General features: G+C 46.8%; 15 protein-coding genes. 12 read left to right on the forward strand and 3 right to left on the reverse strand.

Annotated features, from left to right (window positions below):
• Positions 1 to 143 precede the first annotated feature (143 nt).
• The 10 genes from OM416_RS18790 (at position 144) to OM416_RS18835 (ending at position 11,055) form a co-directional block, all read left to right on the forward strand.
• Positions 144 to 1,361: a ParA family protein gene (locus OM416_RS18790; protein ID WP_264931985.1), complete on the forward strand. Its 1,218-nt coding sequence runs from the start codon at positions 144 to 146 to the stop codon at positions 1,359 to 1,361.
• Entirely contained in the window at positions 1,358 to 2,662 is a 1,305-nt protein-coding gene (locus OM416_RS18795; protein WP_264932107.1) for a CpaF family protein, read from the forward strand. The genes OM416_RS18790 and OM416_RS18795 overlap by 4 nt, the downstream gene beginning before the upstream one ends.
• A gap of 40 nt (positions 2,663 to 2,702) precedes the next feature.
• Positions 2,703 to 3,446, forward strand: coding sequence for a type II secretion system F family protein (locus OM416_RS18800; protein WP_264932109.1), 744 nt, complete (start codon positions 2,703 to 2,705; stop codon positions 3,444 to 3,446).
• A gap of 12 nt (positions 3,447 to 3,458) precedes the next feature.
• The gene (locus OM416_RS18805; protein ID WP_264931987.1) at positions 3,459 to 4,328 is read left to right on the forward strand and encodes a type II secretion system F family protein; all 870 of its coding nucleotides are present in this window, start codon (positions 3,459 to 3,461) and stop codon (positions 4,326 to 4,328) included.
• An 11-nt stretch (positions 4,329 to 4,339) separates the two neighbouring features.
• Positions 4,340 to 4,531, forward strand: a complete 192-nt coding sequence (locus tag OM416_RS18810; protein WP_264931989.1) for a Flp1 family type IVb pilin — start codon at positions 4,340 to 4,342, stop codon at positions 4,529 to 4,531.
• Positions 4,512 to 5,189 (forward strand): TadE/TadG family type IV pilus assembly protein, encoded by a 678-nt coding sequence (locus OM416_RS18815; RefSeq protein ID WP_264931992.1) that lies wholly within the window; start codon positions 4,512 to 4,514, stop codon positions 5,187 to 5,189. Before OM416_RS18810 ends, OM416_RS18815 begins: the two co-directional genes overlap by 20 nt.
• 91 nt (positions 5,190 to 5,280) lie before the next feature.
• The gene (locus OM416_RS18820) at positions 5,281 to 7,398 is read left to right on the forward strand and encodes a hypothetical protein (RefSeq protein ID WP_264931994.1); all 2,118 of its coding nucleotides are present in this window, start codon (positions 5,281 to 5,283) and stop codon (positions 7,396 to 7,398) included.
• Positions 7,399 to 7,427: 29 nt separating this feature from the next.
• The gene (locus OM416_RS18825) at positions 7,428 to 8,459 is read left to right on the forward strand and encodes a pilus assembly protein (protein WP_264931996.1); all 1,032 of its coding nucleotides are present in this window, start codon (positions 7,428 to 7,430) and stop codon (positions 8,457 to 8,459) included.
• 18 nt (positions 8,460 to 8,477) lie between these two features.
• On the forward strand, positions 8,478 to 8,987 hold the full coding sequence (locus OM416_RS18830; protein ID WP_264931998.1) for a prepilin peptidase: 510 nt from the start codon (positions 8,478 to 8,480) through the stop codon (positions 8,985 to 8,987).
• 298 nt (positions 8,988 to 9,285) lie between these two features.
• Positions 9,286 to 11,055, forward strand: a complete 1,770-nt coding sequence (locus OM416_RS18835) for an FHA domain-containing protein (RefSeq protein ID WP_264932000.1) — start codon at positions 9,286 to 9,288, stop codon at positions 11,053 to 11,055.
• A gap of 12 nt (positions 11,056 to 11,067) precedes the next feature.
• On the opposite strand, the gene OM416_RS18840 is transcribed toward OM416_RS18835, so the two are convergent.
• Positions 11,068 to 11,979: a TIGR01777 family oxidoreductase gene (locus tag OM416_RS18840; protein ID WP_264932002.1), complete on the reverse strand. Its 912-nt coding sequence runs from the start codon at positions 11,977 to 11,979 to the stop codon at positions 11,068 to 11,070.
• Positions 11,980 to 12,139: 160 nt separating this feature from the next.
• A complete protein-coding gene (locus OM416_RS18845) occupies positions 12,140 to 12,607 on the reverse strand; it encodes a DUF2621 domain-containing protein (RefSeq protein ID WP_264932004.1) in 468 nt (155 codons plus the stop codon).
• Positions 12,608 to 12,776: 169 nt separating this feature from the next.
• Between OM416_RS18845 and OM416_RS18850 the strand changes: the two genes are divergently transcribed.
• Positions 12,777 to 13,883, forward strand: coding sequence for a deoxyribonuclease IV (locus tag OM416_RS18850; RefSeq protein ID WP_264932006.1), 1,107 nt, complete (start codon positions 12,777 to 12,779; stop codon positions 13,881 to 13,883).
• Positions 13,884 to 13,926: 43 nt separating this feature from the next.
• Positions 13,927 to 14,820: a formyltetrahydrofolate deformylase gene (purU, locus tag OM416_RS18855; protein WP_062833143.1), complete on the forward strand. Its 894-nt coding sequence runs from the start codon at positions 13,927 to 13,929 to the stop codon at positions 14,818 to 14,820.
• Positions 14,821 to 14,901: 81 nt separating this feature from the next.
• On the opposite strand, the gene OM416_RS18860 is transcribed toward purU, so the two are convergent.
• Positions 14,902 to 15,378, reverse strand: a complete 477-nt coding sequence (locus tag OM416_RS18860) for a hypothetical protein (protein ID WP_264932009.1) — start codon at positions 15,376 to 15,378, stop codon at positions 14,902 to 14,904.
• Positions 15,379 to 15,670: the final 292 nt, after the last annotated feature.

Below are 15,670 nucleotides of genomic sequence, written 5' to 3' on the forward strand. Positions count from 1 at the left end.
AATCCCTTGCTCCCCCAGAAATTGTATGCTATATTATCCATACATTCATAGCACGTGACGGAAGCACCGTCCATATACTGCATATTCATGCGGTTATTGGACGGTGCTTTTTTTGTGCTTTTTGACAGGGAGGGAAGGAGAAATTGATTGTACTAAAGGCAGTATTGGTTTCAAAAGACAAAGATTACATTAGTGCCTGGCTTGATTATGTACAAGGAAATTCGTCGAGTCACCATGTGCGTTTCACGGCGTTCTCCCAATGGGATTCGTTCAGAGATCACATGAATGAGCAAGATAGTCGGGAATTGCCGGATCTGGTTGTTGCGGAACCGGAATTTCTGAATAACTGGCTGAGCAACGGCGGAGAAGCATCGGGTGTACCTTGGTTGATGCTTAGTGAAGGGATGGAAGAGGTGGATGAGACCAAGCGGCTGATGAAATTCCAACCTTTGCCTAATTTGCTGGATGCCGTGATGCATGCTTGCCGGCATCCACGCCGCAAGAAGATGCATCGCCCGGGACAGGAGACTCTCTCTATCGGCGTAGTATCCGCTTCGGGTGGAAGTGGCAAAACGGCAGTGGCCCTGCATATGGCGAAGCAATTGGGGCTTGCAGGTTATGCTGTTCTCTATCTAAATCTGGAGACGCTGGATAGCACGCTCCCGTTTCTGGAGAAGGGACTTTCCAGAAGTGGGCAGCATCACCCGGATGCGGAGACGGGGCTGTCACGCCTGCTATACGATCTGAGGGTAAGCAGAAAGGAATCGGGCAAGCATCTACAGGTGCAAGCGAAGGCTGTGGATGGATATGTGATCCGGCATGAAGCGCTGAAATCTGATGTATTCTGGCCGTTATCGAATCGGAAAGAACTGTTGCAGATGACTCGTGAGGATACGTTGAATCTGCTACGTTATTTGATTGAATGTGGACAATATGATGTGTTGATTCTGGATGGGGATTCCGGATGGGATGGGCGCAGTGAAGGGTTGCTGGATGCAGCAGATGCGTTCGTCTGGATAGTTGAAGATGATATAGCTGCCATGCATCGATGGGGACAATGGTTACAGCATGCTGAGCGTACGAAACCAAATCTGTACGAAAGTGTGCTGGACCGTTCACGCTTTGTGGTTAACAAATATCGGGACAATGTTGTTAATGCACTCCCACGGCCTGATCTGCATCTGGACGCGGTTTTGCCCTATATTCCTTCATGGAAGCAGCTTAGTCAGGAGGAAATCATGCTTAGTTCTCCGATCTTCCAACGCGAAGTGAAAAGATTATGTGCCCTACTGGTGCAAGATGGCGAAGAAGAATTGAAGCAGACGGGGCGAATTCAGAAGCAGGATCGGTGGGCGTTATGACGGAGTCATCCAATCGAATACTGGATCGTGAAGAACAGTTTCAGATCATGCGCAGGGAGGTCAGGGCAGGCCTGGATTTAACCTCTTCCGCTGGAGATGATGAACTGTGGAAGGGGATAGAACGCAAAGTTCTCACTGACCCGAAGCTGGATGATCTGACCTCCGGAGAGCGTCATACGCTAGTACAGCGATTGTTTGACTCTTTTCGTGGATTGGATATTCTGCAGCCGCTCGTGGATCATCCCGATATTACGGAGATTATGATCAACAGTCACAAGGAGATTTTTGTAGAGCAGGAAGGTGAGGTCAGCCAGATCACCCTAGAATTTGAGTCCAGGGAACGGCTCGAGGATATTATCCAGATGATTGTTTCCGGGGTAAACCGGATTGTGAATGAGTCTTCTCCAATCGTGGATGCCCGGTTAAAGGATGGATCACGGGTCAATATCGTGTTGCCGCCTATTGCCTTGAAAGGTCCCACGATGACGATTCGTAAATTCCCAAGTGAACCGATGAAGATGTCTGATCTGATTGAAAAGGGAGCCTTGCATGAAGAAGCCGCAGAACTGTTGCAACAGTTGGTACGGAGCAAATATAACATTTTCATTGGAGGTGGGACCGGATCGGGAAAAACGACCTTTCTGAACGCCTTATCCCAATTCATCCCTGCCGATGAGCGGATTATAACGATTGAGGATTCGGCCGAGTTGCAGATTGTTACGGTACCGAATCTGGTGTCACTGGAGACCCGGAATGCGAATACCGAGGGCAAAGGCCAAATCTCCATTCGTGATCTGATCAAGTCTTCCTTGCGAATGCGTCCGAACCGAATTGTGATTGGGGAAGTCAGGGGTGCAGAAGCTTTGGATATGTTGCAGGCCATGAACACAGGTCACGATGGAAGCTTGTCAACCGGGCACGCAAACACGATCTCCGACATGATCAGCAGACTTGAAACGATGGTGCTGAGTGGTGCGGATCTTCCGATTGCGGTTGTACGACAACAGATTAGTTCGGCAATCGATATTTTTGTGCATCTGTCCCGGCTGCGAGACCGCTCACGGCGGGTGACGGAGATCAGTGAAGTGATTGGCATACAGGACGGTGAGGTCATGCTGAATCCGTTGTTTCGTTTCCAGGAACAAGAAGAGCGGGAAGGCAAAATTATTGGCGGTTTAGTACAGGTTGGGAAGTTGAATCAGGTGGATAAAATTCAGATGGCTGGGCTTGAGGAATGGCTGGATGAATACATAGAACAATACAGTGTCGAAACAGATTCATCAGATAACAACGTGAATTAAAGTCATTGGAAGGTGATTACAGTTGGGTGAAGCCAGACAGATGTTGACGGATTACACCGTATATACGCTTTCCCGGAGACAACGAATGGTCTGTATGCTAATTAGTGGTCTGCTGTTTTTTGGCATCGGAATTCTGTTCTACCATCACTGGTTGGCTGGAGCGATCCTGACTGCGGGTTGTATATGGGTACCAAAACATTGGACTAAAGTGTTGTTGGAACGAAAAAGAATGACACTCAGTTTACATTTTAAACAAGCGTTATATGCATTGTCTTCGGCACTGGCCGCAGGTAAATCGGTGGAAAATGGATTCAAGGAATCCGTAGAGGATTTGCGGATGTTGAACCCGGAAGCGGATACCGATCTGATTCGTGAGTTCACGATATTGCGGACACGGATGGAGTATGGACAACCGATTGAAGAGGCGCTACAGGATTTCTCGGATCGGGCGCAGATTGAAGATATTACGAATTTTGCAGACGTGTTCATTACGTGCAAACGAACTGGCGGAGATCTGGTTGAGGTCGTGCGTCGTACATCTGCGGTGATTGGTGAGAAGCTGGATATTCAGCAGGATATTATGGTCGCGGTATCGCAGAAAAAGTTTGAATCGAAAGTGATGTTTGCCGCTCCATTTATTTTTCTGATATTTCTCAATCTGACCGCCAAGGATTTTATGGAGCCGTTGTATAGCGGGATGGGATATCTCATCTCTAGTGGTGCATTGGCAGTACTTGCCTGCTGTTATCTGTGGGTTACTCGAATTATGGATATCAAAGTATAAGGAGCTGAAACGATGCTGCTTCCCGTTATAGTCGCAGGGATGCTCGGAGCGGGATGGCTGGTGCTGGATCGAACCCGGGGACAGACCTACCGGCATCTGCGCAAGCTGGATATGGAAGGATTACGACTGAAAAAATTGCATGGCCCCTTCCTGTTTATATTGGACAAGTTTGAGATTGGACGCAGATTGCCAGTGCTCATGTTTCGAATGCAACATGCCATTCAAAAAATGTATGGCATACAGCACAGTGGAGAGAAAACGATGCTGTATTGCGCTGAAATGTTAACCTATACGTGGCTCATGCTGCTGGTGGGCTGCCTGTTAACACTCGTTGGAGATATGGGCATTGGAGGCATGGTAGGTGGACTCGCGTTGGGTATCGCGTTACCCTTTGCACTCTATAAAGACCTCAATACCAAGGCCCAACGAAGAGATCAGGACATTCTTATGGAGCTGCCCGAGCTGCTGAATCGAATTGTTCTGCTGGTGGGCGCTGGGGAGACCGTTCAGCGTGCGATCGTTCACTGTGTGACAAGCCAGGGAGAACGGGATCATCCGCTGTACAACGAACTCAGAAAGACCGTGGGAGATTGGAATAATGGTTACTCATTTCAACAATCATTTGAACAGTTCAGCCGCCGCTGTGGCGTGCAGGAAGTAACGATTTTTACGACGACGGTACTGCTGAATTTCCGGCGTGGGGGAGGTGACTTTGTATTGGCGCTGCGGGATCTGTCACATGTGTTGTGGGAGAAACGCAAGGCTATCAGTCGGGCGAAGGGAGAACAGGCTTCTTCCAAACTGGTGTTTCCGATGGTACTGATCTTTTTTACGATTGTGGTCATGATCGGGGCACCTGCTTTTATGATGATGAATATGTAGGAGGAATTGGGATGATGGAAGTGTTAAAAAACAAGGTAAGCGCATTTTGGAAAGAAGAGGACGGACTCGGCACGTTGGAGTTGATTCTGATTATCGGGGTTATTATCATTATTGCTTTGATTTTTAAAGACCAAATTAAGACGTTGGTGACAGACCTTCTTAAAAAAGTGGATACAAAAAGTAATGAATTTTTCCCGGGTTAACAGGCTGAAGAAGGAAGAGGGGAGCTTCACCGTTGAAGCCTCCCTGATCTTCCCTGTTGTGCTGTTTATTCTTGTGTTGTTGCTCTTCTTTACCATGTACATGTATCAAAAGACATTCCTGAATCAACACGCCTATGCAGCTTCCGAACGTGCAGCTTATAGCTGGGACAACAGCCACAAGCAGGCGATGACGGGTGAATTTGTCGCTGGAGAACATGACAATCTGTACTGGAGACTGACTGATGATCGTATGCTTGGCGCACTGTTTGGCTGGGCGGGAGCGGACAATCAGGTTAGCGTTTCTATACCTGCTAGTGAAGGCGGAAGTCTCTCGGAACAGAAATTAGCACAAGCGGTGCAACATATGCCCTCAGCTATGAAAGGAACAATTGAGTATCAGAATTCTCTGATTCAGCGGAAGGTAACGACCAAGCTGGACCAGGTAATCTCTCTGCCTCTTCCTTCTTTTTTGTTCGATTCAGGTAACCGTGTACTGACTCAAGGATCATCCGCAGTTGTTGAACCGGTGGAATTCATTCGAACGGTAGATCTGGTCCGTTATTACGCAGCCAAGTTTAAAGGTAAAGGCGGAGAAGCCGCAAGTACTGCTGCGGAAGCGGGACAGGTTGTGCAGCATTTTGGCAAAAGCAAAAAGTGAGTAAAGGAGGAGGGCGGAGCTGTTTAGAAAAAAAGACGGTGAGTTGGGAGCCGTAACCCTTTTTTTAATATTAATATTGGCCGGAGTCTATATGTTTGTAGCTATATTCATTGATTACGCTCGTATTGCTGCATTCAAGGTGCAGACCGAACGAATGACACATGCTGCGATGAGATCCGTCATGTCAGCCTATGATACATCACTCCGGGAGTATGGTTTATTTGGGTATGGCGACAGCAGCGGGGATGCGATTATGGCTAAAGTGCTGAACGATAGCGTGAAGCCTTCATCCGTAAAAGATGGATTCCCCATTCTGGATATTCAGTGGGATACCACTACGCTGAGTATGGAGCGCGAACTGGGCAGATACGATATATTTAATCGCCAGATTCAGGAGGATATGAAGTATCGGGCTCCGGTTGATTTTACCCTTGAAGTGATCAATCGGTTCAAACCGATATCAGACGAGATGAAGGAAGCCGCGCATACGGTAGACTTGCTAAAAAAATTACAGAAGTTATATGACAAACGTGAAGAACTACTGGACGAAGCCATTGCCAATCAGACGCAATCCGCGGAGAAGCTGAAGAATCTTCCAAAGTTGATCATGGACCCGCCTTCACAAGCCATCTATGAAGAAATGTTGGAAGAAACACCAGAGACAGCTGCCGAGGCGGCGGCACGTTATGCAGATTATCTAAGCAAGAAACAGGCAGATGAGGGACTGCCGTTCAGAGAGCAACAATACATATTGGAACTGGCTCGTTATCGGACGGGTGTTGGTAATGTGGTGACAGGCATCAGCATGATCATACAACCGGCGTTACAGACCCATCAAACGAAGCTGGAGGAAGCACAGTCCAAGATCGAAGAAGCACGCAAGATTAATGAGGAAATGAAACGTGTGATTGCGGAGGGGGAGAACCGTTCACAGAATGCCAGCTATGACAACGTGGGCAACTCGAATCTGCCTGGAACGATTCCTGCATCTACTGGATCAGGCAGTGAAGCCAGAAGCACACGTTCCCTCGCCTCAGAGCTTGTAAGGGCAGATAGCCTATTTGATCAGTTGAAGGCACGTGTGGTTTCACAGAATTCGGACTTCGACAACGTCAGAAGAGACAACATGGATTTGAATAATCAGCTTCGCAACGTTACAGGAATGAGTGGGATTCCGATTAAACCCGCGGTCAGACAGGCAAGTCAGATTACCGAACGATATATGGACACATACGTACGCAACGGTCCTGCTAACCTCATTCAACAGAGTAAGCAGCAGCTGGAGAGTGGCCGTGGGTCGGATGCCCAGCGGAAAGCGAATGACAAAGAATCCAAAGGGAAATTGAAGGAACTCAAACGAATCTTGTCGCAAATCCAGAATGGAAGTTCCGGTTCAATGGACGCTTTCAAACAGTTGGAGGAATATTACAACGCTAATATTGCTTTTAACGAGGCTAGTCGTGAGGAAGCCAAAAAGGCAGAGATTGCGGGTGATCCCTATGAGTCTGGTGGCGATGCCATGAAGGGAATGGACAGTTTGTTTGGCGGGATGTCAGGTCTGCTGGATAGTCTTGGCGACGAATTGTTTCAGAATGAATATGCTTTAGCCTATTTCAACTCCATGGATTTTGGGCAGCTATTAAACTGGACTGAAGGTGGTGGAGATGGTGGTGATGTTTTCAAACTGGAGAATCAGGAACTGGAGTATATCGTTTACGGGTTTCATAACCCTTCAGGCAACATCGCTGCTGCATATGCAGAGATCTTTGGGATGCGACTGGCTATTCGGACAGCAGAAGGGTTAATTGAGCACAGTAAGCTGGGAAATCCTCTTCTCGTGTTATCTGCGGCAATTTTATACGGAATTACAAATGCCATTGCGGATATGGTGAAACTAGCAAAAGAAGGCAGTGTGGAATTGTTCAAGTATATCAAAGTCAAACTGACGTACAGGGACCATCTCCGGTTGTTTCTCCTGATGCATAGCAACAATGAACGCAAAATGTCCAGAATGCTGGCTCTGATCCGATTGAATACCGGTGTGAACCCGGATGAGAAACAAACGTATGCTTCGGGTAACATGCGCAGCAGCATCAAGTTGTGGTTTTTACCAGGGGTAGTTAGAAGCATAGGTGCAGTTATGGGGAGTGCGGATCAGGTTGAAGGTGGGCGATTTTTCATTGAACGGAAGGCGGATTATTCCTATTGAATAATCGGGATCGTTTCGGTGGAGGGATTATGGATAAGCAGCAACTATATGAAAAAGAGAGTGCAAAATTGCATATTCTTTTAACACGAATAATCAGATTGCAACGTTTGAAGTCTCTGAATAAGCAGATGTGTTCTCCGAAAAAGGAACAGGGAAGCATGGTATTGGAAGCTTCGCTGGTGTTGCCTGTCTTTCTGTTCTTTATCATGTTTCTAATCTTCATTGTGCAAATGACTCTAATCTCCACAGCGCTGCAAAGTACGGCGGGGGAAGCGGTAAAGCAGCTGTCGACGAAAATATATCCGGTGTCCCTTGTGTTCACACCTTCTGATTCTGCCGGTGGTGAAGGCTCTGGAGGGGGCTGGAAGATACCTGAGTTGTCTCTAACGGAATGGGCAGAAAGTTATGCTTCTTCTCTACCAGAGCCATTAAGTGATTGGGTGCGTTCAGCTGCGGCCAGTGGTGAACAACCGCTACAGGAGATCAAGACATCAGTCTTGGAAACGGTGCTTGATCCGACGGTCAAACCGTTGCTTCAACCATTTATCGAGCCAACTCTGCTGGATATGGAACGTGTGCATGTGAACGGTGTTTCCATACCTGATCTTAAGAACAAAACAAATCCTTATTTCCGACTTGAACTGAGTTATGAATTGCCGGTAAAAGTACCCTTTCTCAGCAAGTCGCTGCGCATTCAGGCTGCTGCGGCAGAACGGGTATGGATTGGAGATACGGGAGAAGGATCAGATGGCAGTGGAGGAGACGGGGATACTGCGGGTTCAGCAACGGTACTGTCTAAGCCTGACCCGGCTTACATAGGCAACAATGCAACGATCAAGGTGAAGGTAGAACCAGGAGCGACAGCCAACTTAACGATATTTTACAAGTCAGGTGAAAGTTCTGCAAAGCACATCGGTTGGGCCACCGCGGATGAGAATGGAATTATTGAATGGAACTGGTTTGTCGGTACTCGGACCACAGAAGGAACATGGAGTTTTGTTGTCGAGACAGGAGACGGTGTCAAGACGGAGACTACGTTTAACGTGGCCTCCAGAAAATAAGAAAGGAGATGATGGAGGGTGGAGTGGTTTTACTTTGCCTGTGGCATATACGTCATTGCAGCTTTTATTACAGATATTCGTTCCATGAAAATTCCAAATCGATTGACTTTACCCGTGACTGCCGCTGGCGTATTAGCCCATATCATATGGGGAGGTTGGGATGGTTTCTTGTTCTCAGCCGCTGGATTTGCAGCAGGTTTTGGTATTTTATTCTTGATGTATGCAATTGGAGCGGTAGGAGCAGGAGATGTGAAACTGTTTGGTGGTATTGGGGCATGGACGGGACTCGCTTTTGGCATTCATGTCATTATTTACTCCGTTTTGTATGCGGGAGCAATTGGTCTAGTGATACTTCTATTCCGCAAGGACTCAGCGAAACGGATTCGAGGTATGGCAGGTAGTCTTGCAGGTTTTTTCATGCTCGGTTCGCTCAAGCTGGTAAACAAAGAGAAGACATTGAAGTTTCCGTTTATGCTGGCGGTGTTACCTGGATTTATCACGGTTCTTGTCTCAGGACTTTTCCCTTGATATCAGGAGTCTGGAAAACGTTAGGATAACAGTGATCGAAGATAGCACTGCGATTGGAGTGGAAGAGTGTGGTGTATTGTAACTCAACTTATATCAACTAAACTTTTTACACGAGAACGGAGAGGACGAAAAAACCTGAAGAAGCGGAGCGCTCGCCTTTATCCCCGGATTTCCCCCTTTATAGAAGGGAATCAAGAAATCTGGGGATAACAGCGATCGGAAGGTTGTTCCGTCATCGAAGTACCCAGTGTAACTTTCTTTAGTTGATCCTATATAGCAATGGAAAGAGAGGATTGGCATGTATGGACTAACGAGAGATTTTATCCGTAACGGCGGAGCGTTCATGGTTTTGGAAAAAGCAGAAGGGTTACGAATGGAGGAATTGAGCCGGGTGCAGATGGGGATGTTGTCTTCGAATCAAATTCCGCGCCTTCTTCCTGTGCATATTCGTGAAGTGGATCGGAATGTAACTTTGCAGTATGACATATCAGGCTACAAGATGTTATCTCAGATGTTAAAGTCAAGCAAAATTCAATTGCGTGTTCTGTACGGTCTGTTATTTCAACTGGCCGATGCCTTCACGGAATGCCGACAATATATGCTGGAACCTCGTAAATTATTGATTCAGGAGGAATACTTGTTCATTAATGGTTCATTTGAACAGGGGGAGATTGGGATGGTATATGTACCGATTATGGATACGGTTGAAGTCGATTCGACGCCCCAGCAATTCCGAGAGCTAGTGATCAGACTGATGGCCCATGTACAGGAACTGCAGGGAGAAGGCATTCAGCGAGTTCTGCAGTTATGCGACAATGAACGTTGGGATATCAGACAATTGCGAGAGCTTTTGCTGGAGTTATACGCTGACGAGCAAGAGAATGGAGGAAACGCAGCATTTCTCTCATCCAGAACGTCGGACACAGTGGATGATCCAAGAGGCAATCTTCATTCATCGATTTCTGAGCGGGATAACATGCGAGCTACTGGTCATTCTCGACCATATCAACCCAGTGCTCTTTTTCAAAATGCTTCTGTGGAGCCGCAGCTAAATTTCCGTCAGCCGCAGAAAATGAGTGCTTCTGAGGTTGAAGACATTCCGGAGAGATCCCGAACCTTTCCAGGCAGACGCCCATCTGGACAATCTTCATTGGCGGGCTCAAACAGCGTTGATCAGGGATCGGGTAACTCGTATGACTCGTTAGAGCATGTTGATATCGAAGTAGAGCAAAAGTCCGGATCGTCCAAAGTAACGTATATCATATTAGGCTGCATGGTGGCTATGGCATTAGTATGGAGATTCATATACATGGAGCAACCAGGACAGACACAGATGATCTTATCAGCGTTACTCAGCCTCGGCTTGCTGGGTGTAGCAGGATGGACATGGAAGCGCAGCAGGGTGAACCCTGAGACTGGCAAAGAGAACAAGCGGTCTTTTTCATTCAGCCTAGGCAAGAACAAAGACAAGCAAACGGAAGCTGAAGAGGAACTATTTCAGGAGAGTTGGCGCTGGAATACAGCTGATAGGTCTGAGGAACGTGTAAACCAAGCGGTTGAATCCGATTCAGAAGGTAGTGTGCATTCCCGTTTTCAAAATCTGCATATGACCACTGACCATTCCGAACTACCATTCGTTCAGCACCAGGATAGAACAGTAGCTTCAACTTCGGAGTTAATCCGACATAATACAGTTGCGGAAGCAACCGTGAATTTGCAGAATCTGACTCCAGGCAACAATATATCGGCAGGCCCGGTGGTACCCGCATTTTATCTTGAACGAAGATCCGGAAGCGGTGACCAAGAACGGATGGATGTGCAGGGAGCGTCTTTTGTAATCGGAAGATCAGTAGACATGGTTCAGTGGGTGGATACAGCGACCGGTGTGTCCCGTGCTCATGTGGAATTGAGCCGGAACAAATCGGGCTATGTGATTAAGGATCTGGGTTCCGTCAATGGAACCATTCTTCAGGGCAATATTCTTGCTCCGTATAAGGAGTATCCATTGGCGGATGGAGACACATTTACACTTGCGGAATCAGTTTACACTTATCGGTCGATTGGATAAGCTGTAGTTCAATCAGTCAGATAAGCCGCGGTGCTTCAGATCCTCCAGAGCCTCGGTTAAGGTAGGGAAGGTGAATTGGAATCCGTGGTCGAGTGCTTTTTGCGGGATAACTCGTTGCCCTTGAAGCACAACAACGGATAGTTCACCAACCAAGGTTTTAATCAGGAAGCTGGGTACGGGGAACCAGTGAGGGCGATGATACACCTTACCCACCGTGCGACCAAATTCATCATTGGTAACGGGATTTGGTGTGGAAGCATTCACAGGCCCGGAAATCTGTTTGTTCTGAATAGTGAAGTCAATCAGTCTGACGATATCCATAATGTGAATCCAGCTAGTCCATTGCTTGCCACTGCCAATTTTGCCACCAACACCTAGCATATAAGGCAGTTTCATCAATGGAAAAGCCCCTCTTTTATGTCCAAGAACCAGACTTACCCGAATTTTAACGAGTCTAACATTTTTGATTGCATCTGCAGCAACTTCCCATTGTTCCGAGACCCGGGACGGGAAGTTCATGGATTTTTGCGGACTGCTCTCGTCGAAGGTTTCATTAGGGGAGGTTCCATAGATGGCCATGGCAGAAGCCTGAACAACCACTTCTGGCTTTTGTTCCAAAGATTCCACCAATCGGGCTACCCGTGCTACGGTTGTTACTCTGGATTCAACAATCTCCAGCTTCGCCTTGGTTGTCCAACGTTGATTCAGCGTTTCTCCGGCAAGGTTAACGAGAGCGTCCATACCTTCCAGCAAGTGAGGTTGTTCTTCGACTTGTTCCCACGATATATATGTAAGATTTTTACTTGGATTATGCAAGTCAGGCAGATTTCGTGTAATAACTTTCACATGGTGCCCGGCTTGCAGCCAGTAATCTACAAGTGCTCCTCCCACAAATCCGGTACCTCCACAAATGGCAATTTTCATATCAAACATCCTCTCTGTATTTTCACTGCGCTGACGTACACCCTTGAATCGACAAACAGCCCCGGACGGTAAGCAATGCCTGTTGGGAACGACTTACCTGACGGAGCATATCTGTATCTAATTAACCAAATCCATATATGGTTTAACTCATCTTTGTGATTTATTTAATCAAGTGTTGATAAGGGGAATAATCAATTTTGTTTTTCTCCAGAAATTTTACCAAAAACTTATTATCCCGCTTCGGTGTGGCAATAATGTATCCTTTGATGCAATGATCTCTCGAAACTTCCGTGGCGCTGTCTTCAACTGCAATTTTACCAATCTCTGCAGCAATGGAATGCTTAGCGATGTCACGAAATGGCCCAGGCACAGGCTCCACAAGTTGATCCAAAAAAGCTTTGGCTTCATCGGTCCATAAGTGACGGCTGGCTTCAACCCAATAATTCTGCCAATCCAGTTTGGACTTTCCGTCTGCTTTTGGTAGCACTTTCAAAAACTTGCGCATCATAAAAAATCCACCGATACACATGCTGCCGAGCAATAAAAAAGTCCAGAATGCGATCGTATTCATAAACCAATTGCTGGGGGAACTGCTGGTCAGTATCATCGCGTAGGAGTCGAAAATCATTACGGAGTCACCTCGGTTCATTGATTTTCACGGAAAGACGGATTTCGCCCACCATGTTCCACATATTAGCTGCCAAAAATAGCTTCTATCCCGAATTATAGCGCATTTCTAGATTTATTTCGATAATCGCGTTAGAATAAGGGATAATTCAGATTAAGGGGGATCATCAATGCTGAAAATCGGCTCCCACGTGTCCTTTTCGGACAAGGGATTATTGAGTGCAACGAAGGAAGCGTCCTCGTACGGTTCCAGTTCGTTTATGATATATACGGGTGCACCACAGAATACACGTCGCAAGCCAATTGAGTCCATGTATATTGAAGAAGGCAAGCTTGCCATGCAAGAGGGTGGAATGGAAGATATCGTTGTCCATGCACCGTACATTGTTAATCTTGGCTCATACAAAGATAACACGTTTAGACTTGCTGTAGATTTCCTTCAGGAAGAGATTCGTCGGACACATGCTATTGGTGTGAAAAACATCGTATTACATCCCGGCGCATTTACAGACAAAGATGCCCACTATGGGATCGGACGGATCGCAGAAGGGTTGAATGAAGTGCTGGAGGGTGTGAAAGAGACGGATGTAAACATCGCTCTGGAGACCATGGCTGGCAAAGGTACGGAGATGGGTCGCAGTTTCGAAGAGATTGCCCAGATCATCGAGAAAGTAACGTATAACGAGCGCCTGACTGTGTGCATGGATACATGTCACATTCATGATGCCGGATATGATATTGTTAATGATTTTGACGGTGTACTGGAACAATTCGATCGCACGGTAGGACTTGACCGCATTGCCGTAATGCATATTAATGATAGTAAGAATGCTGTGGGTGCGCACAAGGACCGTCATACACCAATTGGCTCTGGCTGGATCGGGTTTGAAGCGATTAACCACATCGTCAACCATGAGAAGCTTCAAGGACGTCCATTTATTCTGGAGACACCTTGGATTGGTAAAGAGGCCAAGACACAGCGTCCAATGTATGAGGTGGAGATTGCGCTGCTTCGTGGGGATGTTGCCGGTCGATTCGGCCAGGATTTCCTGACAGAAGTAGAACAGTTGCAACACTTTTTCAAAGGTAAAGAGATTGAGTCTCGTTCGTATATTCTGGATGTGTGGACGTTGCTCAAAAATGATGCCAAAGCCAAAAAGGCAGATCCGCGCGAACCGCTGGAACGCCTCTATGACATGGTGACTGAAGCTGCACTATTCCCGCATTTGAATGAAGAACAACTGAATCATCGCTTGATTGCATGGCTTGCGGGTTAACCCCCGCAGGTCATGGCTTAATTGAAGGAGGAAGAATAACCCGATGGAGATCCACGCTAAACAAGTACGCCCTGATTCTAAAAACCGCGCCGATCGTGCGCGCATGCTTATTTCCTGTCCGGATGGTCCAGGAATTGTAGCTGCCGTCTCTCACTTCCTGCACCAGCATGGTGCAAACATTGTTCAGTCGGACCAGTATACAATGGACCCTGCTGGCGGCATGTTCTTTATGCGAATTGAGTTTGATCTTCCGCAGTTGTTAATCAACCTGCCGAAACTGGAAGCCGATTTTGCAGAAGTGGCAAGCCGTTTCCAAATGGAATGGACGCTATCTGCGGTTAGCCGCAAGAAGAAACTGGCTATCTTTGTATCCAAAGAAGATCACTGTCTGGTTGAATTGTTATGGCAATGGCAGGCAGGCGACCTGGATGCAGATATTGCGCTTGTGGTCAGCAACCATCTGGACATGAAGGACTATGTAGAATCATTCGGCATTCCATATCATCACATTCCGGTTACAGCAGATACGAAGAAAGAAGCAGAACAGCGTCAACTGGACGTCATCGGCAATGATGTGGATGTGATCATTCTGGCTCGTTACATGCAGATCATCTCTCCAATGTTCATTGAGCACTACCGCAATCGAATCATTAACATCCATCATTCATTCCTGCCAGCCTTCGTGGGCGGTAAACCGTATGCGCAAGCATACAACCGTGGTGTCAAAATTATCGGTGCGACAGCGCACTATGTTACGGAAGAACTGGATGGCGGCCCGATTATTGAACAGGATGTGCAGCGTGTAAGCCACGGGGATGATGTAACCGAGCTGAAGCGTATTGGACGTACCATTGAGCGTGTTGTGCTTGCACGTGCCGTGAAATGGCATGTTGAAGACCGTGTTCTTGTTCACGAAAATAAAACCGTTGTATTTTAAGCTTATGCTTTAATACTGCGCAAGGTTGATTCGGAACCACGTAATAGACTACAGACTAACAAAAAGGCGACCCCAATTCGTTTACGAAACGGGAGTCGCTTTTTTCGTGTTGATATATTTTCCGCACAAGCCAAGAACTATACCAAACAGGAGATGTCCAACAATCCAGTAGAGGATGGCGGTCAAGTCGTACAGGTCCGGCACACGTGGGGATAGTTGAGAGAGCGGGATGTAGAGCAGGGATGAGACGGCACCGAGCAAGATTCCTTTAAACATAGGGAGGCCTGAGCGCTGTACCCACCACAAATAGAAGATGGCAATGGCAACAGACACAATTAGGTGCAAAGAAAACTCAATGAATTCGGGTAAGGTTAGCGGAAGACCAGGCACAAAATCGATATTCAGAAGCAGGGTATATACTTGTTCACCGGTGTTGGCCTGAATCACTTTGAGGAAAAATCCCAGGACAACTCCCGACAGAATACCCGTTAAAATACCGGATATCCAGGGTAATGAGTATTTTACCGATGGGGATGGGTGAGCAGCAGGATCTGTCATGTTCGCGACCTCCTATGATTGACGCATGTACATTTGAAAAGTAAACCGCAGCTCACTTTCAAATCCATATTCAGGAATATTATATGTGAATTACGGATGGATATCTAAAAAATGCATGGTTTTCAGCTTAGAGGTTATACTTCATGCGATGGATTTGCGAGGCTCGTTAAGTCTGTTTTTGGATTCAAGTGCCTTGTGAAATGCGATTTTTGCTTGATTGGCAAGGGATTATTTATCACAAACAACCGATTTTTCACGAACTTCTAAAAGAAGGTTATGGAAAAGCTTCACG

It is taken from the genome of Paenibacillus sp. LS1 (genome assembly GCF_026013365.1).
GTDB lineage: Bacteria > Bacillota > Bacilli > Paenibacillales > Paenibacillaceae > Paenibacillus.